This window comes from Mucilaginibacter sp. PAMC 26640, from assembly GCA_001596135.1.
GTDB lineage: Bacteria > Bacteroidota > Bacteroidia > Sphingobacteriales > Sphingobacteriaceae > Mucilaginibacter.
In genome coordinates this window covers 857,142-882,377 of the sequence record CP014773.1, presented here as the reverse complement: position 1 = coordinate 882,377, position 25,236 = coordinate 857,142, and the positions used below count along the sequence as shown (strand labels likewise).

The following is a 25,236-nucleotide window of genomic DNA, read 5'->3' as shown; positions in this document are numbered from 1 at the left end:
TTTTAACGCCATATTAAAAACGCCCTGAACCACTAATGCGCGAACCCATTTTTGTAAAGCAGAACGCCAAAAAGTGGGAACGCTTTGACCAATCTGCAACAGGCGACCCAGACGAACTTGCAGACAGCTTTATCCAGATAACCGATGACTTGGCCTACGCCAAAACCTTCTACCCAAAATCAAAAACTACGGTTTATTTAAACGGCCTGGCCGGGCGGTTCCATCAATCCATTTATAAAAACAGAACGGAAAAAGGCAACCGGTTCGTTACGTTTTGGAAATATGAATTACCGCTGCTGTTTTACACTTACCGCAAGCAATTGCTTTATGCCTTTTGCTTTTTTATGGTTTTTGTACTCATCGGGATATTATCAGCCATGTACGATGAAGATTTTGTGCGGCTGATCATGGGCGATGGCTACGTGGATACAACCAATGCCAACATTGCCCGCGGCGAACCGTTTGGTGTCTATAATTCAGAATCGGAGTTTTCAATGTTTTTTATGATTGCCGTTAATAACATCTATGTATCGTTGCGCACTTATGCCTTCGGGATCATATTTTCGGTAGGGTCCATTTATGAACTCTTCAATAACGGTGTAATGCTGGGCGCTTTTCAATATTATTTTTTTAGCAAGGGCCTTGGGATGCAATCGGTGCTGGTGATCTGGATTCACGGCACGCTGGAAATTTCGGCAATTGTTATTGCCGGTGCGGCTGGGCTGGTATTGGGCAACAGCTTTTTGTTCCCTAAAACCTATACCCGGTTGGTGTCTCTAAAGAAAGGTGCCGCCGATAGTATGAAGATTGCTGTAGGGCTGATACCAATATTTATTACGGCCGCATTTCTTGAGGGTTTTGTAACCCGCCATACCAAAATGCCACTGTGGCTAAGCATCGGTATTTTGGCATCTTCGGCCTGCTTTATTATTTGGTATGTAATCATCTACCCCCGTAAACTTAATAGAACACAATATGGAACCTTATAAAGAACCGAATATCGAACTGGCTAAACCGCGTGATTTTGGTGAAATAGTTGCTGACACCTTTGGTTTTATTCGCCAGAACTTTAAAAGCCTGGTAAAGAACTTTTTCGTATTCTGCGGATTTTTTATGATAGCAGGCATACTGGCCACCACACTGAGCCAGTATAAGATAATGAGTTTGCAAAACGAGATTATGAGGCAGGGGCCAACAACCTTTAGTGGCTTATCAAATATGTGGCTGAGTTTAGTTGGTTTATTTATATTTGGCGTGCTGGGCTATTGTGCAAACATTACAATTGTAACCTGTTTTGTAAGCCTTTATAAGCATAAGGGCAGTATTGCACCGAGCACGGAGGAGGTTTGGGCCTACTTTAAGTACTATTTTCTGCGTACAATCCTGGCTGCTTTTGTAACCTGGGTATTATTAGGTATTGGCTTTATTCTTTGTTTGGCACCAGGAATCTGGCTGTTTCCTATCTTTGGTTTGATCTTTCCGATCATGATCATTGAGAATGGCAGCTTTAGTTTTGCTTTTAGTCGTGCGTTTAGCCTTATTAGCAATAACTGGTGGGTAACTGCTGGAAGCGTATTTGTTTTGTGGCTTATCGCTTACATCATGATGGCCGTAGTCAGTATCCCGGCGCAGGCGGTTAACGTTTTGCAGGCCATTTTAAAGCCGGGGCAGGCTATGCCTCAATTATCACTGGTCACCATTATATTATCGGCCGTTTTGCAGCAATTTTTGCAAATTCTGCTGATGATCCCTACCATCGGTTTTTGCCTTTGTTACTTTAACCTTGCGGAGACAAAAGAGGGTACCAGCCTGCTGGACCGGATCAATAAATTCGGCGAGCACAATACCCAGCCAGACCAGCCAACCGAGGAGTACTAATGCTGAAAACTGCCTGCCTGTTTATTTTCATGCTGACGACTTGCGTGCTTTTTGCCGGGCCTGATACTACTGCCGGGCAAAAGGTGCCAAAACTTAAACGGGCGGTTGATACAGTTACCGTCAAAACCAAATCAAAAGCCAAATTAATTCTGGTATTAGATACTACCAGCGTAGACGTGCGCAAACTAAACGGCACCGCGCTTGAAAATTATAAAAAGCGGCCCGAGTTTAAATACGCGGAAGCAGGCTATACCGGCTCATCGCTTTGGACACGCTTTTGGGATTGGTTTTGGAAATGGCTCGATCTGGGTGGCAAAAATGCCGGCAAAACTACCTGGTTCTGGCGCATTCTAAAATATCTGTTTATTATTGGTGGTCCGGCTGCCCTTGTGTTTTTGATCCTGAAACTTTCAGGGATTAACATGCTGGGCTTGTTTCGTAAAAAAGCTTATAGTCCGCTGGCCTATACAACTTCCGAAGAAAACATCCATGAAATTAATTTTGAGACTGAGATAGAAAAAGCAGTAGCCGCTAAGAATTACCGCCTGGCCGTGCGCCTGCTGTATTTACGAAGCCTTAAACAGCTGAGTGATAACGGCCTCATCAATTGGAAGATCGATAAAACGAATACCGACTATGTGAGCGAACTGGCTGATGAAGATCAGCGAGCCGAATTTAAGCAACTTACGCTGCAGTTTGAGTATGCCTGGTATGGCGATTTTTTAATAACCGGCGAATCCTATAAACGGATAAGCCAATTGTTTGGCAGTTTTAAAACCAAAGCGGCATGAAGGATTTTAAAATATATATTGCCGTTGCCTCTGCATGCCTCCTTCTATACCTAATTGCGCAGTACAACCGCCCCAATCCCGTAGACTGGAGCAGCACCTTGTATTTTAATGATAAGATCCCCTTTGGCACCTATGTGCTGTACAACCGGCTGAATGATGTTTTCCCGGAGGCGGAAATTGACAGGAGCAACAGGTCGGCCTACCGCTTTTTTTCCGATTCGACAGTGACCGACAGTGTTGCCGGCAAAAGCACTTTTTTTATTGTCGCTAAAAGTGTAGCATTCAGCAAAGAGGACTATACTGCCATGGTGAAATACATAAGCGCGGGCAACGCGGTATTTATCAGCACCTTTGATTTAGGCGGAAAGCTCCCCGATACGCTTAAATTAAATACCCAAAGCGATTTCAATAAGAAAAGCCCGGGTCTTAATTTTAGCAATGTCAAAATCAGGCAGGCTAAGGATTACCATTTTGATAAACACATCAGCGACCCGTACTTTAGTAAGCTGGATACCGCTAAAGCAACCGTTATTGGCCAAAACTCCGATGGAAAGGCAAACTTTATCAGCTATCAATTTGGTAAGGGTAAATTATTCCTGATGGCCGATCCTTTAGTGTTTAGCAATTACAGCCTGCTTACTCCGCAGGGAGCGGCTTATGCAGCCCGGGTATTATCCTGCCTCCCTGCAGATGCAGATAATGTTTATTGGGATCAGTTCCAAAATCATGATATCCCGGTGGATGAATCGCCGATGCGGGTGTTTTTTAAATATCCTGCCCTGCAGTGGGCTTACTACGTGGCACTGGCAAGCCTGCTTCTTTTTATTGTTTATGAAGTTAAGCGCAGGCAACGCATTATTCCCGTTGTAGAGCCGCTGAAAAATTCTACGCTGGAATTTGTTACCGTGGTAGGCAAGGTATATTACGAACAGCGTAATAATGCCAATATCGCCTCAAAAAAGATCCTGTATTTTGCGGAGAACGTTCGGAATAACTTTGGGCTGAAAACTAATAGTTACAGCCCCGAAAGTATTACCCAATTCGCCGGTAAAACAGGTGTAAACGAAATGTTTGCAGGCGAATTACTCAGGCACATCAATTACCTGCTGCCGCAAAATCACATTACCGATCATGAACTTATTGTACTCAACCAACTAATAGAAAAATTTTATTCCCAATCCGGCTCTTATGGAAAATGAAAACTTTGAACAACGGACAGACCTGGGCAAGCTGAGCAGTGCCGTTGAAAAAATAAAGGCCACGCTATCTAAGATCATAGTAGGCCAGCAGCATGTAATAGATTTGGTGATAGCCGGTATTTTGGCCGACGGCCACATCCTGATAGAAGGTGTGCCGGGTGTTGCCAAAACGCTTACGGCTAAATTGATCGCGAAAGCTATCGATGCTAAATACTCACGCATCCAGTTTACGCCGGATCTCATGCCGTCGGATGTTTTAGGTACTTCCGTATTTAACCCGCAAAACGGCGGGTTTGAGTTTAAGCGCGGCCCCGTTTTTGGCAATATCATCCTGATCGATGAGATCAACCGTGCACCGGCAAAAACGCAGTCGGCGCTGTTTGAGGTGATGGAAGAGCGGCAGATCACAATTGATGGGCACACCTATAAAATGGATGAGCCATTTATTGTACTGGCTACCCAAAACCCGGTTGAGCAGGAAGGTACATACCGCTTGCCCGAAGCACAGTTAGATAGGTTCCTGTTTAAAATAGAGATCAAATACCCAACGCTGGAGGATGAGATTGCCATTGTAACGCAACAGCACCAGCAAAAAACCACCGATCAGCTCAATCATGTAGCGCCTGTTTTAAGTGCTGCAGATATTGTGGCGCTACGGCAGCAGGTGCGGTCGCTATATGTAGAGCCAAAGATCCTGGCCTTTGCTGCGCAGATCATCCACGAAACGCGTAGTAACAGGTCGATATATTTGGGAGGTTCGCCGCGAGCATCATTAGCCGTTGTTAATGCTGCCAAAGCCGTTGCCGCTATAAAAGGGCGCGACTTCGTAACACCCGATGATATTATTTTAGTGGCCGCCCCGGTATTGCGACACCGTATTATGCTTACGCCGGATAAAGAAATGGAAGGCGTATTGCCTGATGATGTGATAGCGCAGATCATCCAAAAAATTGAGATCCCACGATAACTGCCGGTGAAAAAGCTGATCGATCTGTTTTATACCAATCTTTTTTTAACCAACCGCTTGTTTGCGGCACTGGCAGGCAGTGTGGTGTTCTTTGTTTTTTCGTTCTTTTTCCCTTGGCTGGGCGATCTTCCTGGAATCTTCTTTTGGGCCATTGTATTGTTGACGCTTGTAGATCTGCTGATGCTATATCGGTTACCCAATGCTGTTTTTGCCAAACGGCATGCGCCGGAGCGGTTGAGCAACAGCGATGATAATGAATTGGGTATTTATATTGAGAACAGGTATTCATTCGGCATTTCAGTGGGGATCATTGATGAGATACCTGTGCAGTTCCAGAAGCGTGATGTGTGGTTTAAAACCACTTTAACGGCAGGCGAGCACAAACTCATTAACTACATACTAAGGCCGCTTAAACGCGGCGAATATGTGTTTGGCGCCATAAGGGTATTTGCCTGTGGTCCGCTGGGGTTAGTCAGCAGGCGGTATAATTTCGACCAGGCAGAAACGCTGCCGGTTTATCCATCGTTTTTGCAGATGCGCAAATATGAATTACTGGCGATATCTAACAGGTTGAATGAGATAGGGATCAAAAAGATCCGCAGGCTGGGGCAAAGCCTGGAGTTTGAACAGATTAAAACTTATGTGGCGGGAGATGATTACCGCAACATCAATTGGAAGGCATCGGCCAGGCAGGGTACGCTGATGACAAATTCCTATACCGACGAGAAATCGCAGCAGGTGTATTGCATTATTGATAAATCTCGGGTGATGAAGATGCCTTTTGAAAAATTGAGCCTGCTGGATTACGCTATTAATGCCAGCCTGGTACTATCCAATGTAGCATTGCTAAAGGAGGATAAGGCCGGGTTGATCACCATTGCCGAAAAAGTTGGTTCGGTTTTACCTGCCGATAAAAAGCATTCGCAGATCAATAAGATTTTGGAGGTGCTGTACAAAGAGCGCACCCGATATCTCGAAACCAATATGGAGGCACTTTACACAACTATTCGCGGGGTTATAAAGCAGCGTAGTTTGGTGGTATTCTTCACCAATTATGAAAGTATGCCCGCCCTGCACAGGCAACTACCTTTTCTGAAACGGATTGCCCGCTTTCATTTATTACTGGTGGTGTTTTTCGAGAACACCGAATTGAAGCAGTTAACCGAGACCCCTGCCTCAGATGTGGAGGAAGTCTACATAAAAACAATTGCGGAAAAATTTGCGTACGATAAAAAGCTGATTGTAAAAGAATTAGCTAAACACGGCATACAGTCTATACTAAGTACCCCGCAAAATTTGACCATCAACACCATTAACAGGTATTTAGAGTTGAAAGCCAAGCAGCGGATATAGGGGAGTGAGGAGCGGGGAGCGGGAGGCAAGAATCAGGAGCCGAGAATCAGGAGCCAAGAGGCAAGATCAGGAGGAAAGAATCGGTAGCAGTGTTGATCTTGATTCTTGATTCTTGGCTCTTGGTATCTTGACTCTTCTTTTTTGCAGTCTTCTCTCTTGCTATCTTGATTCTTTCTACCTGATTCTTCTCTCCTAGGTTCCCGGCAGTTTAACGCCGGCGGCGGCTAAACCTATTACTATTTTCTCTTGAAGTTCTATTTTGGTAGTCAGAAAGTTTGCGGGTTGCACCCAAACATTGATGGTGTACTTGATGCCGTCGATTTCCAGCGCTACCACGCCTGCACGTGGGGCCGGATCGGGTAGTATGGCCGGGATAGTTTTTATCGCATCATTAATGACTTGTTTTACCTGGTTTACCGGTGCGGCGTAACCCAGTTTTATTTCAAAATCAAGTCGTCGCTTGCCTTCCCGCGTAACGTTTACGATCACTTCATTAAACAGTTTACCATTGGGGATAATTACCGTTTTATTGTCTGCTGTGATCAGCACAGTATAAAAAATCTGGATGGAGGTTACTCTGCCATCCTGCCCCTGTGCCACGATGCTGTCTTCTATCTCAAAAGGTTTTAATAGCAAGATCAACACTCCTCCGGCAAAATTCTGTAAGGTTCCTGATAATGCCAGACCTGCTGCCACGCCTGCCGCGCCAATTACAGTGCTCAAGAAAGTGAGTTGGATACCTACGATATTCAATACTGAAAATACCAGTATAAAATATAGCGCGGTGATGGAAAGGCTTAAAATAAAGGGTTGCAATGAAGAATGAACGTTGCGGGTACTCATTCTTTTGGTGATGCGCATCCTCATGAAGGAGATCACCCAAATGCCGACAAAGAAAAGAATTATTCCGGCTACGTACTTTGGTCCGCTTTCCACAAGCCAGATGTGGATGGTGTGATAAAATTCTTTTAGCTCCATAACAGGAGCCAAAATTAATGTTTTTTTGTTGACTAGCTATACATGGCCACGAATAGCTCAGGGCCTTTAAACAGCACCCATTCTACAATGCGGCTATGAATCTGTGTCTTTTTATTTCTGAGGTTTTTCATAATACTGTGGGGTATTCAAATGCTGTGCCTAATTACAGCATTAGCCCCTGTGTTAACCTAATTACGCTTAATTCTCTTATACGGATCTATTAACAGAGCAAAAAGCTTGTGGATAATGTGTTTAAACGTTTATTTTCAGTTAAAGTCCCTTTAAAAGAAAAAACCCCTGTATACTTTTGTATACAAGGGTCTTAACAAATCCTTTGCAGGACGAGGGGGATGATTACATCATGCCACCCATGCCGCCACCGCCGCCCATTGGAGGCATACCGCCACCTTTTTCATCTTCCGGATCATCTGCTAACACACACTCGGTAGTTAACAGCATTGAAGCGATAGACGCAGCGTTTTCTAATGCTACACGGCTTACTTTAGTTGGGTCGATAACACCGGCACCAATTAAGTTTTCGTAAACATCAGTACGGGCATTGTAACCGAAGTCACCTGTACCTTCTTTAACTTTTTGAACCACGATAGAGCCTTCGATACCAGAGTTCTGGCAAATTTGACGAAGTGGTTCTTCAATAGCGCGACGGATGATCTGGATACCAGTGTTCTCATCGTCGTTAGCACCTTTCAATTCAGCTAAAGCAGCAACTGCGCGGATGAAAGCAACACCACCACCTGCAACAATACCTTCTTCAACAGCCGCACGGGTTGCATGTAAAGCATCGTCAACGCGATCTTTCTTTTCTTTCATTTCCACTTCAGAAGCAGCGCCTATGTATAATACAGCAACACCACCGCTTAATTTAGCTAAACGCTCCTGCAATTTTTCTTTATCGTAATCAGAAGTAGTAGTTTCTATCTGCGCACGGATCTCGCCAACACGGGCTTTGATCAGTTCTGCATCACCATTACCGTTAACGATAGTAGTATTGTCTTTATCGATAGAAATTTTCTCAGCCTGGCCTAACATGCTCAGGTCAGCACTTTCTAATTTGTAGCCTCTTTCTTCAGAGATCACGGTACCGCCTATTAATACAGCGATATCTTCTAACATAGCCTTACGGCGATCGCCAAAACCAGGTGCTTTAACAGCAGCTACTTTCAGTGAGCCACGGATCTTATTTACTACTAATGTAGCTAATGCTTCGCCATCTAAGTCTTCAGCAATGATCAGCAATGGTTTGCCGGTTTGAACTTGTTTCTCCAGGATAGGAAGCAATTCCTTCATTGAAGAGATTTTTTTATCGTAGATAAGGATGTATGGGTTATCTAACTCAACTTCCATTTTATCTGAATTGGTTACGAAGTAAGGAGAAAGGTAACCACGGTCAAACTGCATACCTTCTACAGTTTTAACTTCAGTTTCCGTACCTTTTGCTTCTTCAACAGTGATAACACCGCTGGTTCCAACTTTTTTCATTGCATCAGCAATCATCTCACCAATAACTTCATCGTTATTTGCAGAGATAGATGCTACTTGTTTGATTTTACCGAAATCATCGCCAACATCTTGTTTTTGAGATTTAAGATCAGCAACAACAGCAGCCACAGCTTTGTCGATACCACGTTTCAAATCCATTGGGTTAGCGCCGGCTGCAACGTTTTTGATACCTGCTGTAACAATAGCTTGTGCTAAAACGGTAGCAGTAGTTGTACCATCACCTGCAATATCAGCAGTTTTTGATGCAACTTCTTTAACCATTTGTGCACCCATGTTTTCGATAGGGTCTTTTAATTCGATTTCTTTAGCTACAGTTACACCATCTTTAGTGATGCTTGGTGAGCCAAACTTTTTATCGATAATTACGTGACGGCCTTTTGGGCCTAACGTTACTTTTACTGCGTTAGCCAAAATATCAACACCGCGTTTTAAAGCGTCGCGTGCCTCAACATTGTATTTAACTTGCTTTGCCATATTTGTTTTAAGTTTTGAATTAGTAAATTATTGAATTAGTGATTGACTTTGTTCCGGATAATGAATTAGGAAGCTTACTCACTAATTCAGTCATTCGGGCATTCACTAATTATAGCACCGCGTAAATATCAGATTCGCGCATGATAAGATACTCTTTACCGTCAAGAGTGATCTCGGTACCGGCATATTTGCCATATAAAATTGAATCGCCAACCTGGGCGGTCATTGGGATCAATACGCCAGACACATCTGCATATTTGCCCGGACCAACTGCTACGATAGTTCCTTTTTGTGGTTTTTCTTGTGCTGTTTCAGGAATGTAGATACCTGAAGCGGTTTTAGTTTCAGCAGCTGCGGCCTCAACAACCACTCTATCTGCAAAGGGTTTAATGTTTAATGACATAGTACTATTAATTTGAATTTATAATTTTTAGTTTACGTTGATGGGAATCACATCAATTATGCCAAGGGTTTAAAAAGGCCTTGATTGGCATGTTTTTCTGTTGTATTGTCAGCCATTTGTCTGCTTGCCAGCCGACCGTAACATTAAGTTAATAGCCGCGTGTCATCGTGTCAGGGCGTAAACAATAAAGGCCCTGAATATTCAGGGCCTTTAAAAGCTATTTTAAAAACGTAATGATTATGGTTTTTTCGGTGCTGGTGTTGTAGCCGGCAAGTTCAGCGGAGCAGCTGCCGGAGCTGATGCACTTGGCTTAGATGCGTTCTGAATTAGTTTCTTTGTTTCTGAATCATCACCTCTTTGTGCGCCACCTTTAACAGATACATTAATGATCAATGATAAAACCATAATGCTGATAGCCAAAACCCAGGTGCCTTTTTCAAGGAAATCGCCGGTTTTTTGTACACCCATTAATTGAGATGAGCCTGCAAAATTTGATGATAAACCACCGCCTTTAGGGTTCTGTATCAAAACAATAAGGCCTAAAAGCACGCATATAATGATGGTGATAATGATTAAAACTAGGTACATTTCTTTATTTATTAATTGATTTTCTTTTCTAACTGTTCAATCCGGGATGCAAAGTAAAGCTTTTTTTCCGGGATTTTCAACTGCAATTTTTTATAAGTAGCTATGGCTTTATGATATAGCATCTGGTCGCCGTAAATACGGGCCAGTGTTTCAGTCACCATAATATCCTGGTCCTCGGAACTCTTCTTGGCCTTGTTTTCATTATCCAGTTTGTCGGCGGCTAATGGCTTGATGTGCGGATCGGTATGAATAAAACGCTCGATGATCACGTCTTCTTTTTTATCCGGATCAAATGCAATTTGAGGTGGTTCTGCATCGCCGATGCTGCTAACCGAGGTAAGGCTGAATATATTAGCATAATACTGCTGCTGCAATTCATCCGGAATTGGCTTTTGCACCAAAGTTTCCTGCGATGGATTAAACTCAGGCCTAAATGGGCTATTGGGCGGTGTCGGCGTAGCGGCTACATAAGGCTGCGTTGTGCCGGCATGTTCCTTACGGGTTTTATCCAGCCACCACATAAAACTGTACGGCAGCGATTCATCGTTATATTTGGCAACCACATCAGGTTCATGTTCTGGTAAGGCTGCCTGCTGAGCAGGTAATTCTGCTGGCGCAACAGATATGGCAGCCGCCTGTGGTGCAACCTCAGCGATGGGTGCAACAGGAATGTCAGCTGCCGGTGCATTTTCTTCAGCTGGAGGGGTTGCCGGTACATCTGCAGTGCGCGGTGCCTTGATCCCGCTGCGTAACTCATCAAGCTTTTTATCGAAAGACAGGTAGTCAGTAGCAGCTATATTGCCATAGATCAGCCTTTCAGTTTCATCGTCTATAAAGCTTTGCTGGGTTGCTATCTCTCCTGAGCCCGCATCTAATGGAATTTCATTGCCGGCTGAAGAATCTTCAGCAAATTTGTTTCCAATCGTTACAACACCTATTTCATCAATACTTACAATCTCGTCAAAAACCTCATCATCAATATCATCGGAATGATGGAATACATTTTCGGTACGATAGTGATCAAATGAAGATACTTCTCCAAGTTTTTCATTATCGGGTGCTTGCAGTGCGGCATCAAATCCGGCCTGCTCATAACCGGAAAGCGAATGATCGTAAGTTGCCACTTTAAAGGCTTCAACAGCCACTGGCGTTACAGGGGCTTGCGGGGTTATTGCATCTACAGGTTCTAAAGTTTGTTCCGGCTGCACAGCAGTTTCAACGCCCGTTGCCTCATCGATAGTAATTTCTGTCATGGGCTCTGTTTGCCATTGGTATACAGGTACGGCAATTTCCGGTGCGTCTTCCAACTTTGACATGTCCCAAGGATCGTAAAACGGATCCTCGTCATCCTCTGCCTCATTCGATGGCTGATGCCATTGATAAATCACAGGTTCCGGAGCAATATTTGGCGGTTCTACCTCCGTCACCGGCGACGTTGTCTCAGCTTCTTCTGGCTCAAAAGATTCAACCTCCGGTGAGTTTAACCCTAAGTTTTGCGTGTCAGTGTTTGGTTTACTTTCAATCTGCTGCGGTATTTCGGTTTCGGGCTGTGCCGGTTCGGCTGTAATAGCTTCATAAGCCTCTAAAGTCACCGGGGCAATATAATCCTGTACAGGTTCCTGGTAATTATCGTCTTCGGTATGTGGCGGAAGTGCAGGAGGATTGTCTGTTTCTGCTGCTACTTCTTCATTTAACATTACCAGGGCGGCGGGTTGGGAAAGATCCTGCGTAATTAAACTTTCGTTTTCCGCAACCGGTGCTTCGCTTAGCTGTGCAGACGGTTCGGCCTCGGCAATCTGGCCAATATTAAAGTAGTTTTCAGGATTGGAAAATTGTTTGTCATTTAACGAGATGTTGATCCTTTCGCGTGATACGGGCAGCAAGCCATCCGGATCATACATGATCTTGTGAAGCGCTTTAGGGCTGAAATAAGCTGAGGCCTTATTCATATCGGCTGTTGCTGCAGACCGGGCAAACATAACCTGCAGCAAACCGCTTTGCGGGTTATCCTGTACCAAACGTTCCAGCGTGGTTCTGTACAACTGGCCATTTTCGGCCGGATTGGCCAGCAAATCCCACAAAATTTCTTTATGCCTGTTATTTATGTTTTGATCCACTTCGTTAAAACTATAAATTGCTTACCAATTATTAAAAGCCTTATTGAAAATATCTTCAGTTAGCTGCTTATTGATATCCTGTATCAGCGCCTGCTCCTGGGAATTAATATCGCCTGTGAAATTTGCAAATCGGCTAAATGTTTGCTCAAAACTAAGCTTTTTATCGGCATCATAAACGAATTTTACGTTTACCGTAATGGTTAAGCGGCTGGCACCTGCTATTGGCGCTGTATTATTATTGGTTGCCTCGATTGATATTGGTGCAATGGTATAGCCGACAATAGCACCTGATAGGCTTGCCTTACCCTCACCGCGCACAATGCTGATATTGGTTTGCGTACGAATGCGGTTCTTTAACGCTTCGGTGAATTGCTGACTGAGCGTATTTACAACCAGCGGAGCATTATTTTCAAAATACTGGATGTTGATGGTAGTGAGATCAGGCGGGATAGCCGAACCATTTAACGATATTTTGTACGAGCATGAGTTAAATACCATCATGATTGCACCTAACAACAGCGCGCTAAAGAAGAGTCTTCTTATCATATACTATCGATAACTATAAATTTAACTCTTTAATTTTACGATACAAAGTACGTTCTGATATGCCCAGCTCATTGGCGGCAAGCTTACGTTTTCCTTTGTGTTTTTTTAACGCCTTACGAATCAGGTCCGACTCTTTATCTATTAACGACAGCGATTCTTCTACTTCTTCCGCATCCTGCGTAATATTGAAAGCATCGGTATTGCTGGTGTTATTATTGCTGGCTGTGTTGTTATTAACGGGTTGTTGTAAAGTAAATTGTGGCTCTTTAAAGTTACTCGGCGGCAATTCTATATCGCGGTATAACTGGTTTATGGTTTGCGAATGGTTTTGATAGTTGGTGCTAACGCCGCCGTGTTCTATAATATCGGCTACCAGCTTTTTTAGCTCCACCATGTCACGTTTCATATCAAAAAGTACTTTGTACAGGATATCCCTTTCAGAAAAGTCTTCTTTAGGCTGGTTATCCAGGCGCATTGGCAGGTTGCTGCGGCCGGTTTCATGCGGAATATAGGTAAGCAGGGTAGCTGCCGTAATTACGCGGTCGCGTTCCAGCACAGCAAGTTGTTCTGCCATGTTCTTTAACTGGCGCACGTTACCCGGCCAGGTGTAGTTGGTTAGTACCTGCTGTGCATCTTCATCCAGCTGGATAGGCGGCGAGCGGTATTTAGCAGTAAAGTCTGATGTGAATTTACGGAACAACAAAAATATATCTTCCTTCCTGTCCCGCAGTGGTGGAATGCGCAAAGGCACAGTGTTTAGCCTGTAGTACAAATCCTCACGGAATTTACCCGCTTTTACCGCATCATATACATCTACATTGGTAGCAGCAATAACACGCACATTAGTCTTTTCTACTTTGGATGATCCTACCCGGATATATTGCCCCGATTCCAGAACGCGCAGTAAGCGTGCCTGGGTACCCAAAGGCATTTCGGCTATTTCATCTAAAAATATGGTGCCGCCGTTTACGGTTTCAAAATAACCTTTACGCTCGCCAACGGCACCGGTGTATGCCCCTTTTTCGTGCCCAAATAATTCAGAGTCGATAGTGCCTTCAGGTATGGCTCCACAATTAACCGCTATGAACGGGCCATGTTTCCGCGGGCTCATTTGGTGGATGATGTGTGAAAACACCTCTTTACCACTACCACTTTCGCCGGTAATTAAAACCGAAATATCGGTAGGCGCTACCTGGTTAGCTATATTTATTGCCCGGTTAAGCAGCGGCGAATTGCCGATGATCCCAAAGCGCTGTTTAATTTCTTGTATTTCCATGCTTAATAAGATGCAAGAATCAAGAAGCCAAGAGACAAGAAAAAAAGACTTGCTCCACCAATCTTGATTGAGTTAATCGTTTCCATTCAAAATATATTCCCTAAAAGAAAATATCATCTTTTGAACCTCAACCACCAACGCTAAACATTCATTTAATTTTTCTTTTGAGCCATATGCTCTTCTTTCACAAATCAGTAATTGTGTTTCTACTTCAAATGCTGAAGTTAAGGCTGTTGTTAAAAATTCACCAAAATGAATTTTCGTCCTTTTTCCAGATCCCTCCGCTATATTGGATGGGATTGAGCAGGAACATCTGTTGAGTTGATCGATAAGATTAAAGCGTTCGTCGGGCGGCAGACCCTTGCAATATACATGGGTAAAGTCGGTCAAGTCCATGGATCTTTGCCATATTTTCAAACTCTTAAAATTATGTCTCAACTTTTTTCAGATATTTATCCTTTAGTTTTTGCTGATCTATCTACTTCCTTTTCTTGACTCCTGATTCTTGACCTCTTCCCTCTATTCCAATATTCTTCCTATCAGCGTTGCAGATGTGGTGCGTTCAACTAAAACGTTTGCATACTGCCCCGGTTTGTAATCTTCCCGTACCGGGAAGATCACCATCGCGTTTTGATCGCTTCGGCCGCAATAATCATTGTTAGATTTTTTGGAGAAGCCTTCTATCAGTACTTTTTCCACCCTGCCGATACGTGCCTGCATCCGGTAGAACGAATACTCCTGCTGTTTGGCAACGATCTGCGCTAAGCGGGATTGTTTGATTACCTCCGGGATATCATCTGCATAGCGTTTGGCTGCTAACGTTCCCGGGCGCTCACTGTATTTAAACATATACGCAAAATCATATTTTACGTAGTCCATCATGCTTACGCTATCATTATGCTCTTCATCTGTTTCGGTACAAAAACCGGTGATCATATCTGTAGAGATGGCACATTCCGGTATGATCCGGCGGATAGCATCTATCCGGTTGATATACCACTCGCGGGTATAAGTACGGTTCATCAGCTCAAGCACGCGGCTATTGCCACTTTGCACAGGCAGGTGTATGTAATTGCAAATGTTATCGTATTTGGCTATGGTATAAAGCACCTCGTCGGTAATATCTTTTGGATGCGAGGTAGAGAACCTCACCCGAAGTTCCGGACTAACCAGTGCAACCATCTCCAGCAGATTTGCGAAGTTGACAATCTTTATTTCCTCACCAACTTTAATTTGCTCAATGCCTTCTGCCGGTTGTCCGCTCCATTTATATGAATCCACGTTTTGCCCCAGCAGGGTTACCTCACGGTAGCCCTTATTGAAAAGGTCGGTACACTCGGCAACTATAGATACGGCATCGCGGCTACGTTCGCGGCCGCGGGTAAATGGTACCACGCAAAACGAGCACATGTTGTCGCATCCCCGCATAATTGATACAAATGCATTGATGCCGTTGCTGTTTAAACGCACCGGACTGATATCGGCATAGGTTTCTTCGCGGCTCAGTAAAACGTTTACCGCACGCTGCCCGCCATCTACCTGTTCTATCAAATTAGGCAAGTCGCGGTAGGCATCGGGGCCAACTACTACATCTACCAATTTTTCTTCTTCTAAAAACTTTGCTTTTAAACGTTCGGCCATGCAGCCCAAAACGCCTATTACCATTCCCGGATTTTTAAACTTGGCACCGGCAAATTCTTTTAACCGGTTACGCACCCGTACTTCGGCATTTTCGCGAATAGAGCAGGTGTTAATAAAAACCACATCGGCATTATTAAAATCATTAGTGGTTTCAAAACCCTTTTCAGAAAGTATCGAAGCAACGATCTCACTGTCAGAAAAATTCATGGCGCAGCCATAACTTTCTATATACAGTTTTCGACCGTTGTTTTTACCAATAACAGGTTCCAGCACCAAAGCTTCGCCCTGCCTGCTTTCGTCATGCGCCTTGTCCGGAATAAGCAAATCCATTGTATCCATCATAATTGAGGAGCAAAAATACAAATTTTTAGATAAAGATGTGACAGTTTGTCAGCGGTTAACAAAATGAATAATTTGTTGTTAAATACTAATACATCAAAAAGCCAGCTATCAAATAACCGACAAAACAACTATAATGGGCAATAGATTATTCGCACACAGGTGGCAAAAAATTGCGGCAATTATTTTGCTTTCCCTATTAGGCCTAACGCTTGTGGTCGGCGCTTTTATAAACTTTTATCTTTCGCCTATACTAGTCGGTAAGATCAAGGCCGAGGTAGCAAAAAGCAGCGATAATCTCTATCATATTGATATCAAAAGTCTGGATTTTAGCCTCTTTAAAGGCAAAGCAGTTTTGCACGATATCAGGTTGCAAGCTGATACCAATGTGTACAACCGGAAAAAACTGGCGGGTAATGCGCCCAATAACCTGTATGAACTGCATGTAGACCGCTTGGTAATTAGCGATCTGCATCCGTTTACGCTTTACTTTAAAAAGAAACTAAACATTGGCCTTATCACTTTAAATAAGCCTGATCTGATCCTGACTTACCATCGCAATCAGACAACTAATAAGGATACAAAAGATAGCCGTACCCTTTGGCAAAAGATCTCCAAATCCCTTAAAGTAATTAATGTTGGTGAAATACGGTTTGATGAAGTAAAATTGGTGTATAAAGACTACGCTCTACCTAAAGTTGCTGTATCGCAGTTTAAAGAACTCAATTTAAAGGCGGTTGATCTGCTAATTGATTCCGCCACCCAAACCGACACTTCCCGTTTTTTTTATTGCAAAGATGTAATAGCAGAACTGCATAATTATAAGAGCCGGTCTGCCGATGGCATGTATAATTTTAGTGTTAAATCGGTAAAGCTTTCTACCCAAACAGCGCTGTTAACCGTTGCAGGGGTCAACTTACAACCCGCAGATCATATGACCTTCTTCAAGAAACGGCAGGACGATCTGATGCTGTTGAAACTGAACACGGTCAGTTTTAATAATTTCGATTACCTGAACTTCCAGAAAAGCCAGGAACTGGATGTTGCCCGCATTGTAATTGATAAGGGTGAATTTGAGATTTTCAGTAATTATAACGGACAGCTAAAATCATCAGACAGGGTGGTTACTTTCCCCAACTGGGCACTCCGGAACCTGGTAAAGACAAATGTAAATGCAGATACGTTGGATCTGAAGCAGCTCCGCTTTACCTATAAAGAATATAATAAAAAGTCAAAAAAGACTGGCGTTATCTTTTTTACCAGCACTAATGGGCGGTTCTTAAATATGACCAATAAACAGGAGTTACTAAAAAGGAATGCCAACTGTACAGCTAACCTAACCAGCTATTTTATGGGTAAGGCGAAATTTAAGCTGCGCTTTGATTTTAATTTACGCGATTCTGCTTACAGTTATAGTTTCAACGGCGGCTTAGCGCCAATGGATATGAAACTTGTTAACCCGGCAATTATGCCTTTATCCCTGGCCAAAATAACGTCGGGCCGAGCCAAAAGCTTGTACTTCGCTATTCATGGCAATCAAAACGTGTCCTCGGGCAAAGTTTCGTTTTTGTATAATGATCTGAAAGTTGACCTGCTAAATGCCGACTATTCTAAAAAAACGCTGCTTAGTGCACTCGCCAACACGATAATTTTAAAGCACGACAACCCTGATGACGGCAGCACTACTCCACGCACAGCAAATTTTTTATTTATCCGGCCAAAAAACTTCCCCTTTTTTAAAACGGTATGGCAGTCATTATTAAGCGGTATAAAGCCTTGTGCTGGCATTGGCCAGTCTGAAGAAAAGAAATTCGACGAGCAAACTAACGGTAAAACCGAAAAAGAGCAGGAGAGATTGCTTAAGGATGCCACGAAGCGAAAGGAGCAGTTGGATAAAGATTTTAAAAAGGAACTAGAGAAACGGCGAAAAGAAGCTAAGAAAAAGAGTTGAGATTGTTGGGAAGACTAAATACCGGCAGTCGAAGCCGCTGTTTCATTTCGGCATGCTACTGTAACAACAACTTCAGGTTTATCCCAAAATTAGTAAACGATGTATTGAACGTTTGCGAGGTATACGGCTTGGTGATATTACTGTCGTAAAACAGGCTTAGATTAAAGCGCTGATTAATTACATAATCTATCGATGGGCGCAGGGTAATATTCTTGGCACCGGATGAGATCTCTGCCGCTGCAATATCTGCCCGGTAAATAAGCGTTTTGTTATCACGTACCGCCACATCCAATTTAAAATTTATATCATTATTGGTTTTGGCGCCTGTGCCGAAAAGACCAAACGGCATCCGGAAGTTCTTGGGGCGATAACCAAAGCCGAAAACAATAATGTTCTCTGCCTGCTCTGCAAGCTGACTGTTCAGTAAACTCAAGCTCAGCGAGCGGGTTTTGCGGAACTCAAGATTGGCCGTCATGCTGTTTTTGAATCGAACATCGGCACCTAACAAAGGCACAAACTGTTCGAAAATGCTTACCTGGGTCATTTGGTAAAACGGAAGGAAATCGGTATTGGCATCCCTTGAACTTACTGCACCATTTGCCGCCTGGTATTGCAGCAGCGTAGTGTACCCGTTTACGTTATACGATGAACGGTAGCCGTGCCTTAAATCGAAAGAATCGAAAAGCTCTGTAAAAAATGGCATCTTACTTAGGCCGTTATAGGTGATCTGCCAGTTTGGGATTGGGATATCCGGAAATTGGCTCAATGATGAGCCGCTTGCACTTTTGCCGGTATAAGCCGCCAGGAAAGCAGGAACCAAAACGTTTTGCGCATTTGGCCCGTAACCATCCACATATCCATCGGTAACTACACCTGTAGAGTTTGGATTGGTAACCCCCAACCGTTTGGAGATGACGGTCCTGTTAGCCAGGAATTGCTGGAACGTAGTAGAGGTATTATTAACGCCGCTGGATTTGGAGAAAGCAGTTGATAATGATAGAATAGATACACTGTATGTGCCGCTGGTTACGGGGCTTAAATTTTCTATGCTGTTGGTTGTGGCCAGGTATTTAAAGTTAGTTTGATAATTACGATCCTGCGTTTTAAAGCCGATGAGTTCAATCCGCAGGTCTTTTATGGGTTCAATAATGCTCCGCAGGCGTAAGTCTGAGTTATAAGTTCTCACGAATAGCTGGTTTTGCAGCGTATCGGTAGTTATCCAGCCATTTGCCACGGCTTTATCCCGCAAGTCTGTTTGGCTGCCCAGCAAGAAACCAATGCCCGGAGCACTGTAATTAAAATCCTGCCCAAAAAAGTTGGAAAGGGGCAGGTAACCGGGCAGGAAGGTTCCTTCCGTACGCGTATAAGTACCGGTTACACTTTTTATGCTGGTGAGCAGCCCTAAGATCAAACCCTTGGCGCCGCCATTGCTGGTATTAGTTTTACGCAACGCTACAAACTTGTTGTATAAGGTAACAAAGTTCAGCGTTGGGTTCATTTGTATGGTGCGCGAATTTTGGATGCTGTTACCGATGTTGTAGTCGGGATTGCTGATCGCAAATTCCGGTTGTGTTTGCCAGTTAAAGTGGGTGCTGTACCGCGCTATCAGGGCCGTCCAGTCTAAGCCAGGTACCTTATTTATTGGCGTGGTATAATTAAAGTTAATGGTGTGATTATAGTTTGTGGTGCGGCCTAGTCGTTTTAAATTTTCCCATAGCGTATCACGTTTTAAGCCGTTGATGCGCCCGGCCGGTTCATCTACTACCGAAAGATTTGTTGCATCAATATCCATCTGCAGCGATTTGGATAGGTTCCAGCCGATGCCATAAACACGTGTAATGTTAAAGTTCTTGTTGAAGGTGGTTGGGATAGGAATAAAATTATTCGGATCGTTATTACGGAGCGTATTTTCCGAATAATACCTGTCGAAATTAATGCTGAAGTTTAACCTTGATGGCAATATGCTGAAGTTGATATCCCGCGCCAGCGCCAGCAAATTACTTTTAATGATCTTGGAAAAAGGCGAGTAGTACCTAGGCTGGTTGCTATAATTGTAGGCCAGGCTTACCCGGTAGGTTTTCGCATAATCGTTGGCTACTATAAAATCATGGTGGGTATATTCGGTGTAGGCGTAAGTAGCATTAAAGTTTTCAATATCATAAACCCTTACCGGTGCGCTTGGGTTGGTACGTTCTTTATGTACGTTGGTAAAGTTGATGCTTTTGCGCATGGTGTAATCCACAGATACATTACGGATAGAGTCTCTTGCCTGAGAGGTTGGCGCGGCAGCTAATGTTTTTTTCAGCTCCACATCGGGCGATTGCGGATCGTACTGCGGGGTAGCCACGGCGTTGCTGATGTTGACATAAGCCGGGATCTTGATGCCGCTTTTTGCCGGGAAAAATTTGCCGAGCTCTACACTGCCCGATACATCGTAGATCTGGTTGTCGCTTCGGCTCCTGTCGCTCACCCGTGAATCCAGCGAACCAAATCCTATGGTACTTTTACTGCCTGATACGGTGATGTTGGCAAAATCTGCCAGGGCGAAATCGGCACGCGCTGTTGCTGCCCAGCCGCCGCGCTGGTCAAAATCGGTTAGTCGCAGCTCATCAAACCAAACCGTACCGGTTTTATCCAGGCCGTCGTCCGCGCTGGTATTAGTGCCTCTGTATGGGTTGCGTACGCCCATCATGATGGTGCGCAGTCGGCTCAGATCCGGCTGCCCCTTTATGGTTACTTTATTTTGGCCATCGGTGTAAACAAACGGTGTGGTAAATGGCCATGGCACGCCGTTGAGCTTGGCATTGTTACGGGCCAGCTTGGCACTGGTTAACAGGTCCAGCGTTAAGTTAAGTTCGTTAGTAGCCGGCCAAATGGTGCCGGGATCCCGGGTGCCCGATGGGGTAATAGCCAGCGGAATTTCGTATTCGTAGTAGTTGTCCTGATAATCGACCCCCAAACGTACAAAAGCATTGATATCTTTATCCTTCAGCTGGTCGCCTTCGGCATGTACAAACATCTGGATCTTTTTGTATGACCGCAGATCGTTAAAAAAAGTACGGAATGCGGCTCTTGAATAACCATCGCGCAGATCACTCACATTTAAAGAGAGCGACTGCTCGTTCAGCCTGGTATCTGATTGCAGGTTATTGTAATTCCGCTGGCGGTTAATTCCCGGCGGTACCACGTAAGGAATGGGGGTACGGTTACCATTTTCCTCTATATTAACTGCCTGCACGTCCAGCACAGAATTATCTACCACCGGGTTGGCAATAGCCGGATCGGCAATAACGTTTAGCGGGTTTTTTTCGGCATTAAAGCTGCGCCATTCGCCACGCACCAGCTGCATAGTGGCAAAACGCAAAATAGAGGTGTCGGCAAAGTTGGTCATGAACATCCGCATAAAACGGATGGCCTTAAAATCCTGGATGTTGCCTACTTTGCTTTGGTAATCGGTAATGGGGATGCGGAACTGGTACCAGGTAACCGGTTCAGTTTGGCCATTCGGTAATTTTACATTCGAAGTTACCTTATCGCTGATATAGTTCTGGCCAACTTGCATATCCTGCGGGCGGATAGAGACGCGGTACTGGAAGTACTCGTCGGTTTGGCTCATGTTATTATCGCGGTTAATGTCTTCACCATCCGGCAGGGAAGTAGAAGCAGATGTTTGCAGACCCAGTTCTGCCTGTGATTGTTCGGCTGTTTTAGAGTTGCCATCAGTGCCGTTATAGCGGCTGTAACGCTCTAAAATACCCGCTCTGGCCTGGTCCAGTGCCGGGCCCTGGTAAAACTGGTAATCATCTGATGAAGGATCTGCTTTAAAAGCAGTGGCAGCCTGCGGGTTCAAAACGGTGGTAACCTGGTTTACCACAGGCGCAAACTTGGTTTGCTCGTCGGTATCATTCAGCCCGTCTAAACCAACATCCTGTAAGCGCCGGGAGTCGGGGTTATTGTCGAAAGCGTTGATCACCGGCTGCAATTTAGATACCCGGCCCCAGTTGGTTTCGTCAGTTTTATCGGTAGAACCATCAACCGGGAGACCGTTCTCCAGGCTTTTGCGTCCATCTTTTAAAATATCTTCGGAGAGGCTGCCCAGGTTGAAATAAAGATCACCACCCTGTGAGGCTGGTTTGTAAATAAACGGGTCCAGCACCCAGAATTCGATATAGCCCACATTCAGCGATTCAAAATCGTTGGTTTCCAGCTTGCGGAACATACCGCCCCAGCGGGTTTTAGGATTCTGCAGGCTACCGTCTGAATTGATGCCGCTGGTGCTATAATTATATTGACCACGAACGCTTGGATAATAGGCAAGGTTAAGCGTAGACAGGGTTAATGGCTGCCCTGTTACCGATTGTTTGTAAGGGAATACCTCCTGCTCAATTACCTGCCTTGCATAATGGTTAGAAAGATCGGTACGGGTTACCGGGATGGTGTTAGAGTTGGTATAAAATATCGGGTCGATATTGTAAAAGGCCAATCGGGCGCGGTTAAAGCCATAGCTTAAGTCGTCAAAAAGCTGCGACTCCGGAAACATCTGCGGGGTACCAGAGATCTGCCAGGCATTGGCGCTCTTGATATCGATCACCGAGCGGCTATTCTCGAAATCGTCCAGATAGGAAGTGCCATTCTTTGATCCTGCAAAGTTTAGGGCACTAGGGCTACCCGGCATTAGCCGCGCAAACTCACCACTTAAATTGATAGTTGATGGCGCTTTAGTATTAATAAATGGAATTTTATCAACCAACCGGGTTAAAAACCTGGAGCTGGAACTGTAGTTGGCATCAAAACCAAAAATGGAGTTGGAAATGGATTCTTCACCTACCAATTCGTTTTGGGTAATGGGCTGCTCGGTAAGGTGCATGTACGTGGCGCCAAGTGCCAGTTTGCCACTTGCGCGATAGTCCAGCCGGGTACCATACAGGGATTTCTGCTGTACGCCGAATAGCTCGTTGTTCTCTATCTTAATATTAATGGGTTGGCCTGATGATAACAATGCCTGGTTTAAAACCCGGATGCGGCCGGCGCTGTAATCAACCGTGTAGTCGGCACCCTCGCTGAGTTTTAAATTACCTGCCGTAACCACCACCGATCCCTGCGGGATATTTACAGCGTTGAGCTGGTACTCTGAGCCCTGGGTTGAAGTGTAAGTGCCTTTAATGAGATAGCGGTTGAGTTTGGGAAAAAACTGCTGCGCAATAGTTTTAGTAGAATCGTAAAGTGGCTGGTATACGTAGCGGCTCACCAGGTCCGTTTCCGTAGCGGTAAATTGTTTAGCCAGGTCAGATCCAAAGGGCTCCAGCACCGGAAACATGATGCGGCCGTTTTGCGAATCGATCGTGATCCCTTCTAAAAAATCGAAATAGCCATCCGGGCGTTTATCGCTTTGCTGATCCAGGTTATCTACCCCGGTAAGCTGCAGCCAGCGCTTGCTCCTGGTATTCGCGCCCTCGTCCATAATCGTTTTTTCTATGCCCGATTTATCATCGAGACGGCTGATGTTGAGTTTAAAATTGGTTGGACTGATCCCAAATGCTCCCAGGGAATAGATGTTTTTCATCATCAGATCCCAGGTGGGCAAATTAGTTTTCAGCAGCTCATTCTTCAGTAACTTTACAAAAAGGGATTTGGGGGTGGTTGGGTCTACAGGCACATCGCTGCTGAACTCACCCACCTGGTACTGCTGGCCGTTGTATGAATATTGGTACGCCACTGCCAGTACCTCATCATTGTTTAAGGGGTAGTTGAGTGATATATAACCTAACTGCGGATGTAGCGTGTATTCCTTATCGGTTAGTTTACGGGCGTAGGTTAGCTTTGAATAGTTATCGGTACCGCCGGTAGCGCGGAAGTAGTTGGCCACATCATTAGCATTGGTGATACGGGCATTAGCCGGTAAACCCTGTAATAATGAGTTAGACTGCTGCGTAAAGCCCGGCCCCTGGAAACCTGCCGGCAAACCACTGAAACCGCCGCCCCCCTGCACTAATGATGTGTTGTAAGGCCTGTTCTCACCTAAATCTAAAAAGGCTAAGATGTCCCGGCTGTCGGTAGTAACGTTTGTACGGTTGGTGGTCCAGACTTCAATTTTAGTAATGTTGATGTTGGAACTGATGATGGGGATATTGGCCAGCGCCCGGTTGTAATTATTGCGAAAATACTGCGACAGGAAATAGTGCTTGTTCGACTCATAATCTGCCGGGGTAAGGGCGATGTTACCCTGTTGCGACCCATTGGTGATGGTTATGTTTTTGGACTGCGAGCGCTGCTGCGATAAAATGCTGGTAATATCCAGCCTGCCAAACTTCAGCTTGGTTTTGATACCAAACAAAGCCTGGCTGCCCGTAATAAGGGTGGTATTAAGCGGCATGCTTACGGTACCGGCTTCTATTTTTTGAATGATCTCATCCGGATGGCCGGTGTAATCCAGCTTGATCTGGTTCTCAAACTGGAACTGCGCCTCGGTATTGTAATTAGTGCTGATCTTTAATTTGTCGCCGATATCGCCGGTTACATTGAGTTGAATACGCTGATCGAAGTTGAAGTTGAACTGGCTGCGCTGTCGGGTATTGAAAAGCGGGTTCTCGTTTTTATTGATCTGCCCCGCCAAAATAACTTCAGCCGATCCTTGCGGACGAATGTTGATATTCGAGCTGCCAAAGATCTGCTCGAACGTTTTGCTGCGCACCTTTATCTGCGGGATGAAACCCGGCTGCTGCGAATCATACGCGTAATTATCTGCCAGCTGCCGATAATATTCGCGCTGCACACCTTTTTGCTGCAGTTTTAAATACTCATCAAAAGTTAAATACAAAGGGGGGCGGTAAAGCAGGTTCCCTACACGCTCATACAAAACATATTTGTTGGTTGCTGCATCATATTCAATGGTGCGCACCAAGCCGGGAGGATCAAAATCAAAAATTCCCTGCCGGGCCAGTTGATTGCGGGTTTGTGTAAGTTTAGGTGCGTTACTTAACGGTGCCGTATTTCTGGGCCTTGTAGTGTCTGCCGGCGCCACTGTCGGTGGCTGGTTATTAACTTGTTGTGGCTGCTGCCCCGGGAGCTGCTGTGTGCCGTTTTGCTGCCCCGGAGGCCTTGGTATGGGCGTTTGCCCCGGAATTTGTTGTTGTTGCGATGGTAAGGTCTGCGCAATAAGTTTCCCCGATCCACATAACGTGAATAACAAAAGAGTACCCGTAAAAAGTTTAAAG

General features: G+C 44.7%; 17 protein-coding genes. 7 read left to right on the top strand and 10 right to left on the bottom strand.

What is annotated here, in order from left to right; all coding sequences use genetic code 11:
- Positions 1–35 precede the first annotated feature (35 nt).
- From A0256_03825 to A0256_03800, 6 genes are read left to right on the top strand one after another with little or no spacing between them, the layout of a single operon-like run.
- Entirely contained in the window at positions 36–989 is a 954-nt protein-coding gene (locus A0256_03825) for a hypothetical protein (protein ID AMR30612.1), read from the top strand.
- Positions 976–1,878, top strand: coding sequence for a hypothetical protein (locus tag A0256_03820; GenBank protein AMR30611.1), 903 nt, complete (start codon positions 976–978; stop codon positions 1,876–1,878). Before A0256_03825 ends, A0256_03820 begins: the two co-directional genes overlap by 14 nt.
- 29 nt (positions 1,879–1,907) lie before the next feature.
- Entirely contained in the window at positions 1,908–2,669 is a 762-nt protein-coding gene (locus A0256_03815) for a hypothetical protein (protein ID AMR30610.1), read from the top strand.
- Positions 2,666–3,868 carry a hypothetical protein gene (locus A0256_03810; protein AMR30609.1) on the top strand — a complete coding sequence of 401 codons (1,203 nt, stop codon included), beginning with the start codon at positions 2,666–2,668 and terminating at the stop codon, positions 3,866–3,868. The genes A0256_03815 and A0256_03810 overlap by 4 nt, the downstream gene beginning before the upstream one ends.
- The gene (locus A0256_03805; protein AMR30608.1) at positions 3,858–4,835 is read left to right on the top strand and encodes a magnesium chelatase; all 978 of its coding nucleotides are present in this window, start codon (positions 3,858–3,860) and stop codon (positions 4,833–4,835) included. The genes A0256_03810 and A0256_03805 overlap by 11 nt, the downstream gene beginning before the upstream one ends.
- 6 nt (positions 4,836–4,841) lie before the next feature.
- Positions 4,842–6,188, top strand: a complete 1,347-nt coding sequence (locus A0256_03800) for a cell division protein FtsB (protein ID AMR30607.1) — start codon at positions 4,842–4,844, stop codon at positions 6,186–6,188.
- A 192-nt stretch (positions 6,189–6,380) separates the two neighbouring features.
- Here A0256_03800 and A0256_03795 read toward each other — a convergent pair whose 3' ends face one another.
- The 9 genes from A0256_03795 to A0256_03755 all read right to left on the bottom strand — a co-directional run bounded on the left by A0256_03795 (position 6,381) and on the right by A0256_03755 (position 16,062).
- Complete coding sequence (locus A0256_03795; protein AMR30606.1) at positions 6,381–7,166, bottom strand: Ion channel protein; 786 nt, start codon at positions 7,164–7,166, stop codon at positions 6,381–6,383.
- A gap of 354 nt (positions 7,167–7,520) precedes the next feature.
- Entirely contained in the window at positions 7,521–9,161 is a 1,641-nt protein-coding gene (gene groEL / locus A0256_03790; protein AMR30605.1) for a molecular chaperone GroEL, read from the bottom strand.
- A gap of 109 nt (positions 9,162–9,270) precedes the next feature.
- Positions 9,271–9,564 carry a co-chaperone GroES gene (locus A0256_03785; GenBank protein ID AMR30604.1) on the bottom strand — a complete coding sequence of 98 codons (294 nt, stop codon included), beginning with the start codon at positions 9,562–9,564 and terminating at the stop codon, positions 9,271–9,273.
- A gap of 237 nt (positions 9,565–9,801) precedes the next feature.
- Positions 9,802–10,152, bottom strand: a complete 351-nt coding sequence (locus tag A0256_03780; protein AMR30603.1) for a preprotein translocase subunit SecG — start codon at positions 10,150–10,152, stop codon at positions 9,802–9,804.
- Between the two features lie 11 nt (positions 10,153–10,163).
- The gene (locus tag A0256_03775; GenBank protein ID AMR30602.1) at positions 10,164–12,269 is read right to left on the bottom strand and encodes a hypothetical protein; all 2,106 of its coding nucleotides are present in this window, start codon (positions 12,267–12,269) and stop codon (positions 10,164–10,166) included.
- Between the two features lie 21 nt (positions 12,270–12,290).
- The gene (locus tag A0256_03770) at positions 12,291–12,815 is read right to left on the bottom strand and encodes a hypothetical protein (protein ID AMR30601.1); all 525 of its coding nucleotides are present in this window, start codon (positions 12,813–12,815) and stop codon (positions 12,291–12,293) included.
- Between the two features lie 13 nt (positions 12,816–12,828).
- Positions 12,829–14,091 carry a sigma-54-dependent Fis family transcriptional regulator gene (locus A0256_03765; GenBank protein ID AMR30600.1) on the bottom strand — a complete coding sequence of 421 codons (1,263 nt, stop codon included), beginning with the start codon at positions 14,089–14,091 and terminating at the stop codon, positions 12,829–12,831.
- 72 nt (positions 14,092–14,163) lie between these two features.
- Positions 14,164–14,487, bottom strand: coding sequence for a hypothetical protein (locus A0256_03760; GenBank protein ID AMR30599.1), 324 nt, complete (start codon positions 14,485–14,487; stop codon positions 14,164–14,166).
- A 123-nt stretch (positions 14,488–14,610) separates the two neighbouring features.
- Positions 14,611–16,062, bottom strand: coding sequence for a tRNA-2-methylthio-N(6)-dimethylallyladenosine synthase MiaB (locus A0256_03755; GenBank protein AMR34419.1), 1,452 nt, complete (start codon positions 16,060–16,062; stop codon positions 14,611–14,613).
- Positions 16,063–16,207: 145 nt separating this feature from the next.
- On the opposite strand from A0256_03755, the gene A0256_03750 reads away from it, so the two are divergent.
- Positions 16,208–18,022: a hypothetical protein gene (locus A0256_03750; GenBank protein AMR30598.1), complete on the top strand. Its 1,815-nt coding sequence runs from the start codon at positions 16,208–16,210 to the stop codon at positions 18,020–18,022.
- Positions 18,023–18,077: 55 nt separating this feature from the next.
- On the opposite strand, the gene A0256_03745 is transcribed toward A0256_03750, so the two are convergent.
- Positions 18,078–25,127 carry a cell surface protein SprA gene (locus A0256_03745; GenBank protein AMR34418.1) on the bottom strand — a complete coding sequence of 2,350 codons (7,050 nt, stop codon included), beginning with the start codon at positions 25,125–25,127 and terminating at the stop codon, positions 18,078–18,080.
- Positions 25,128–25,236 lie beyond the last annotated feature (109 nt).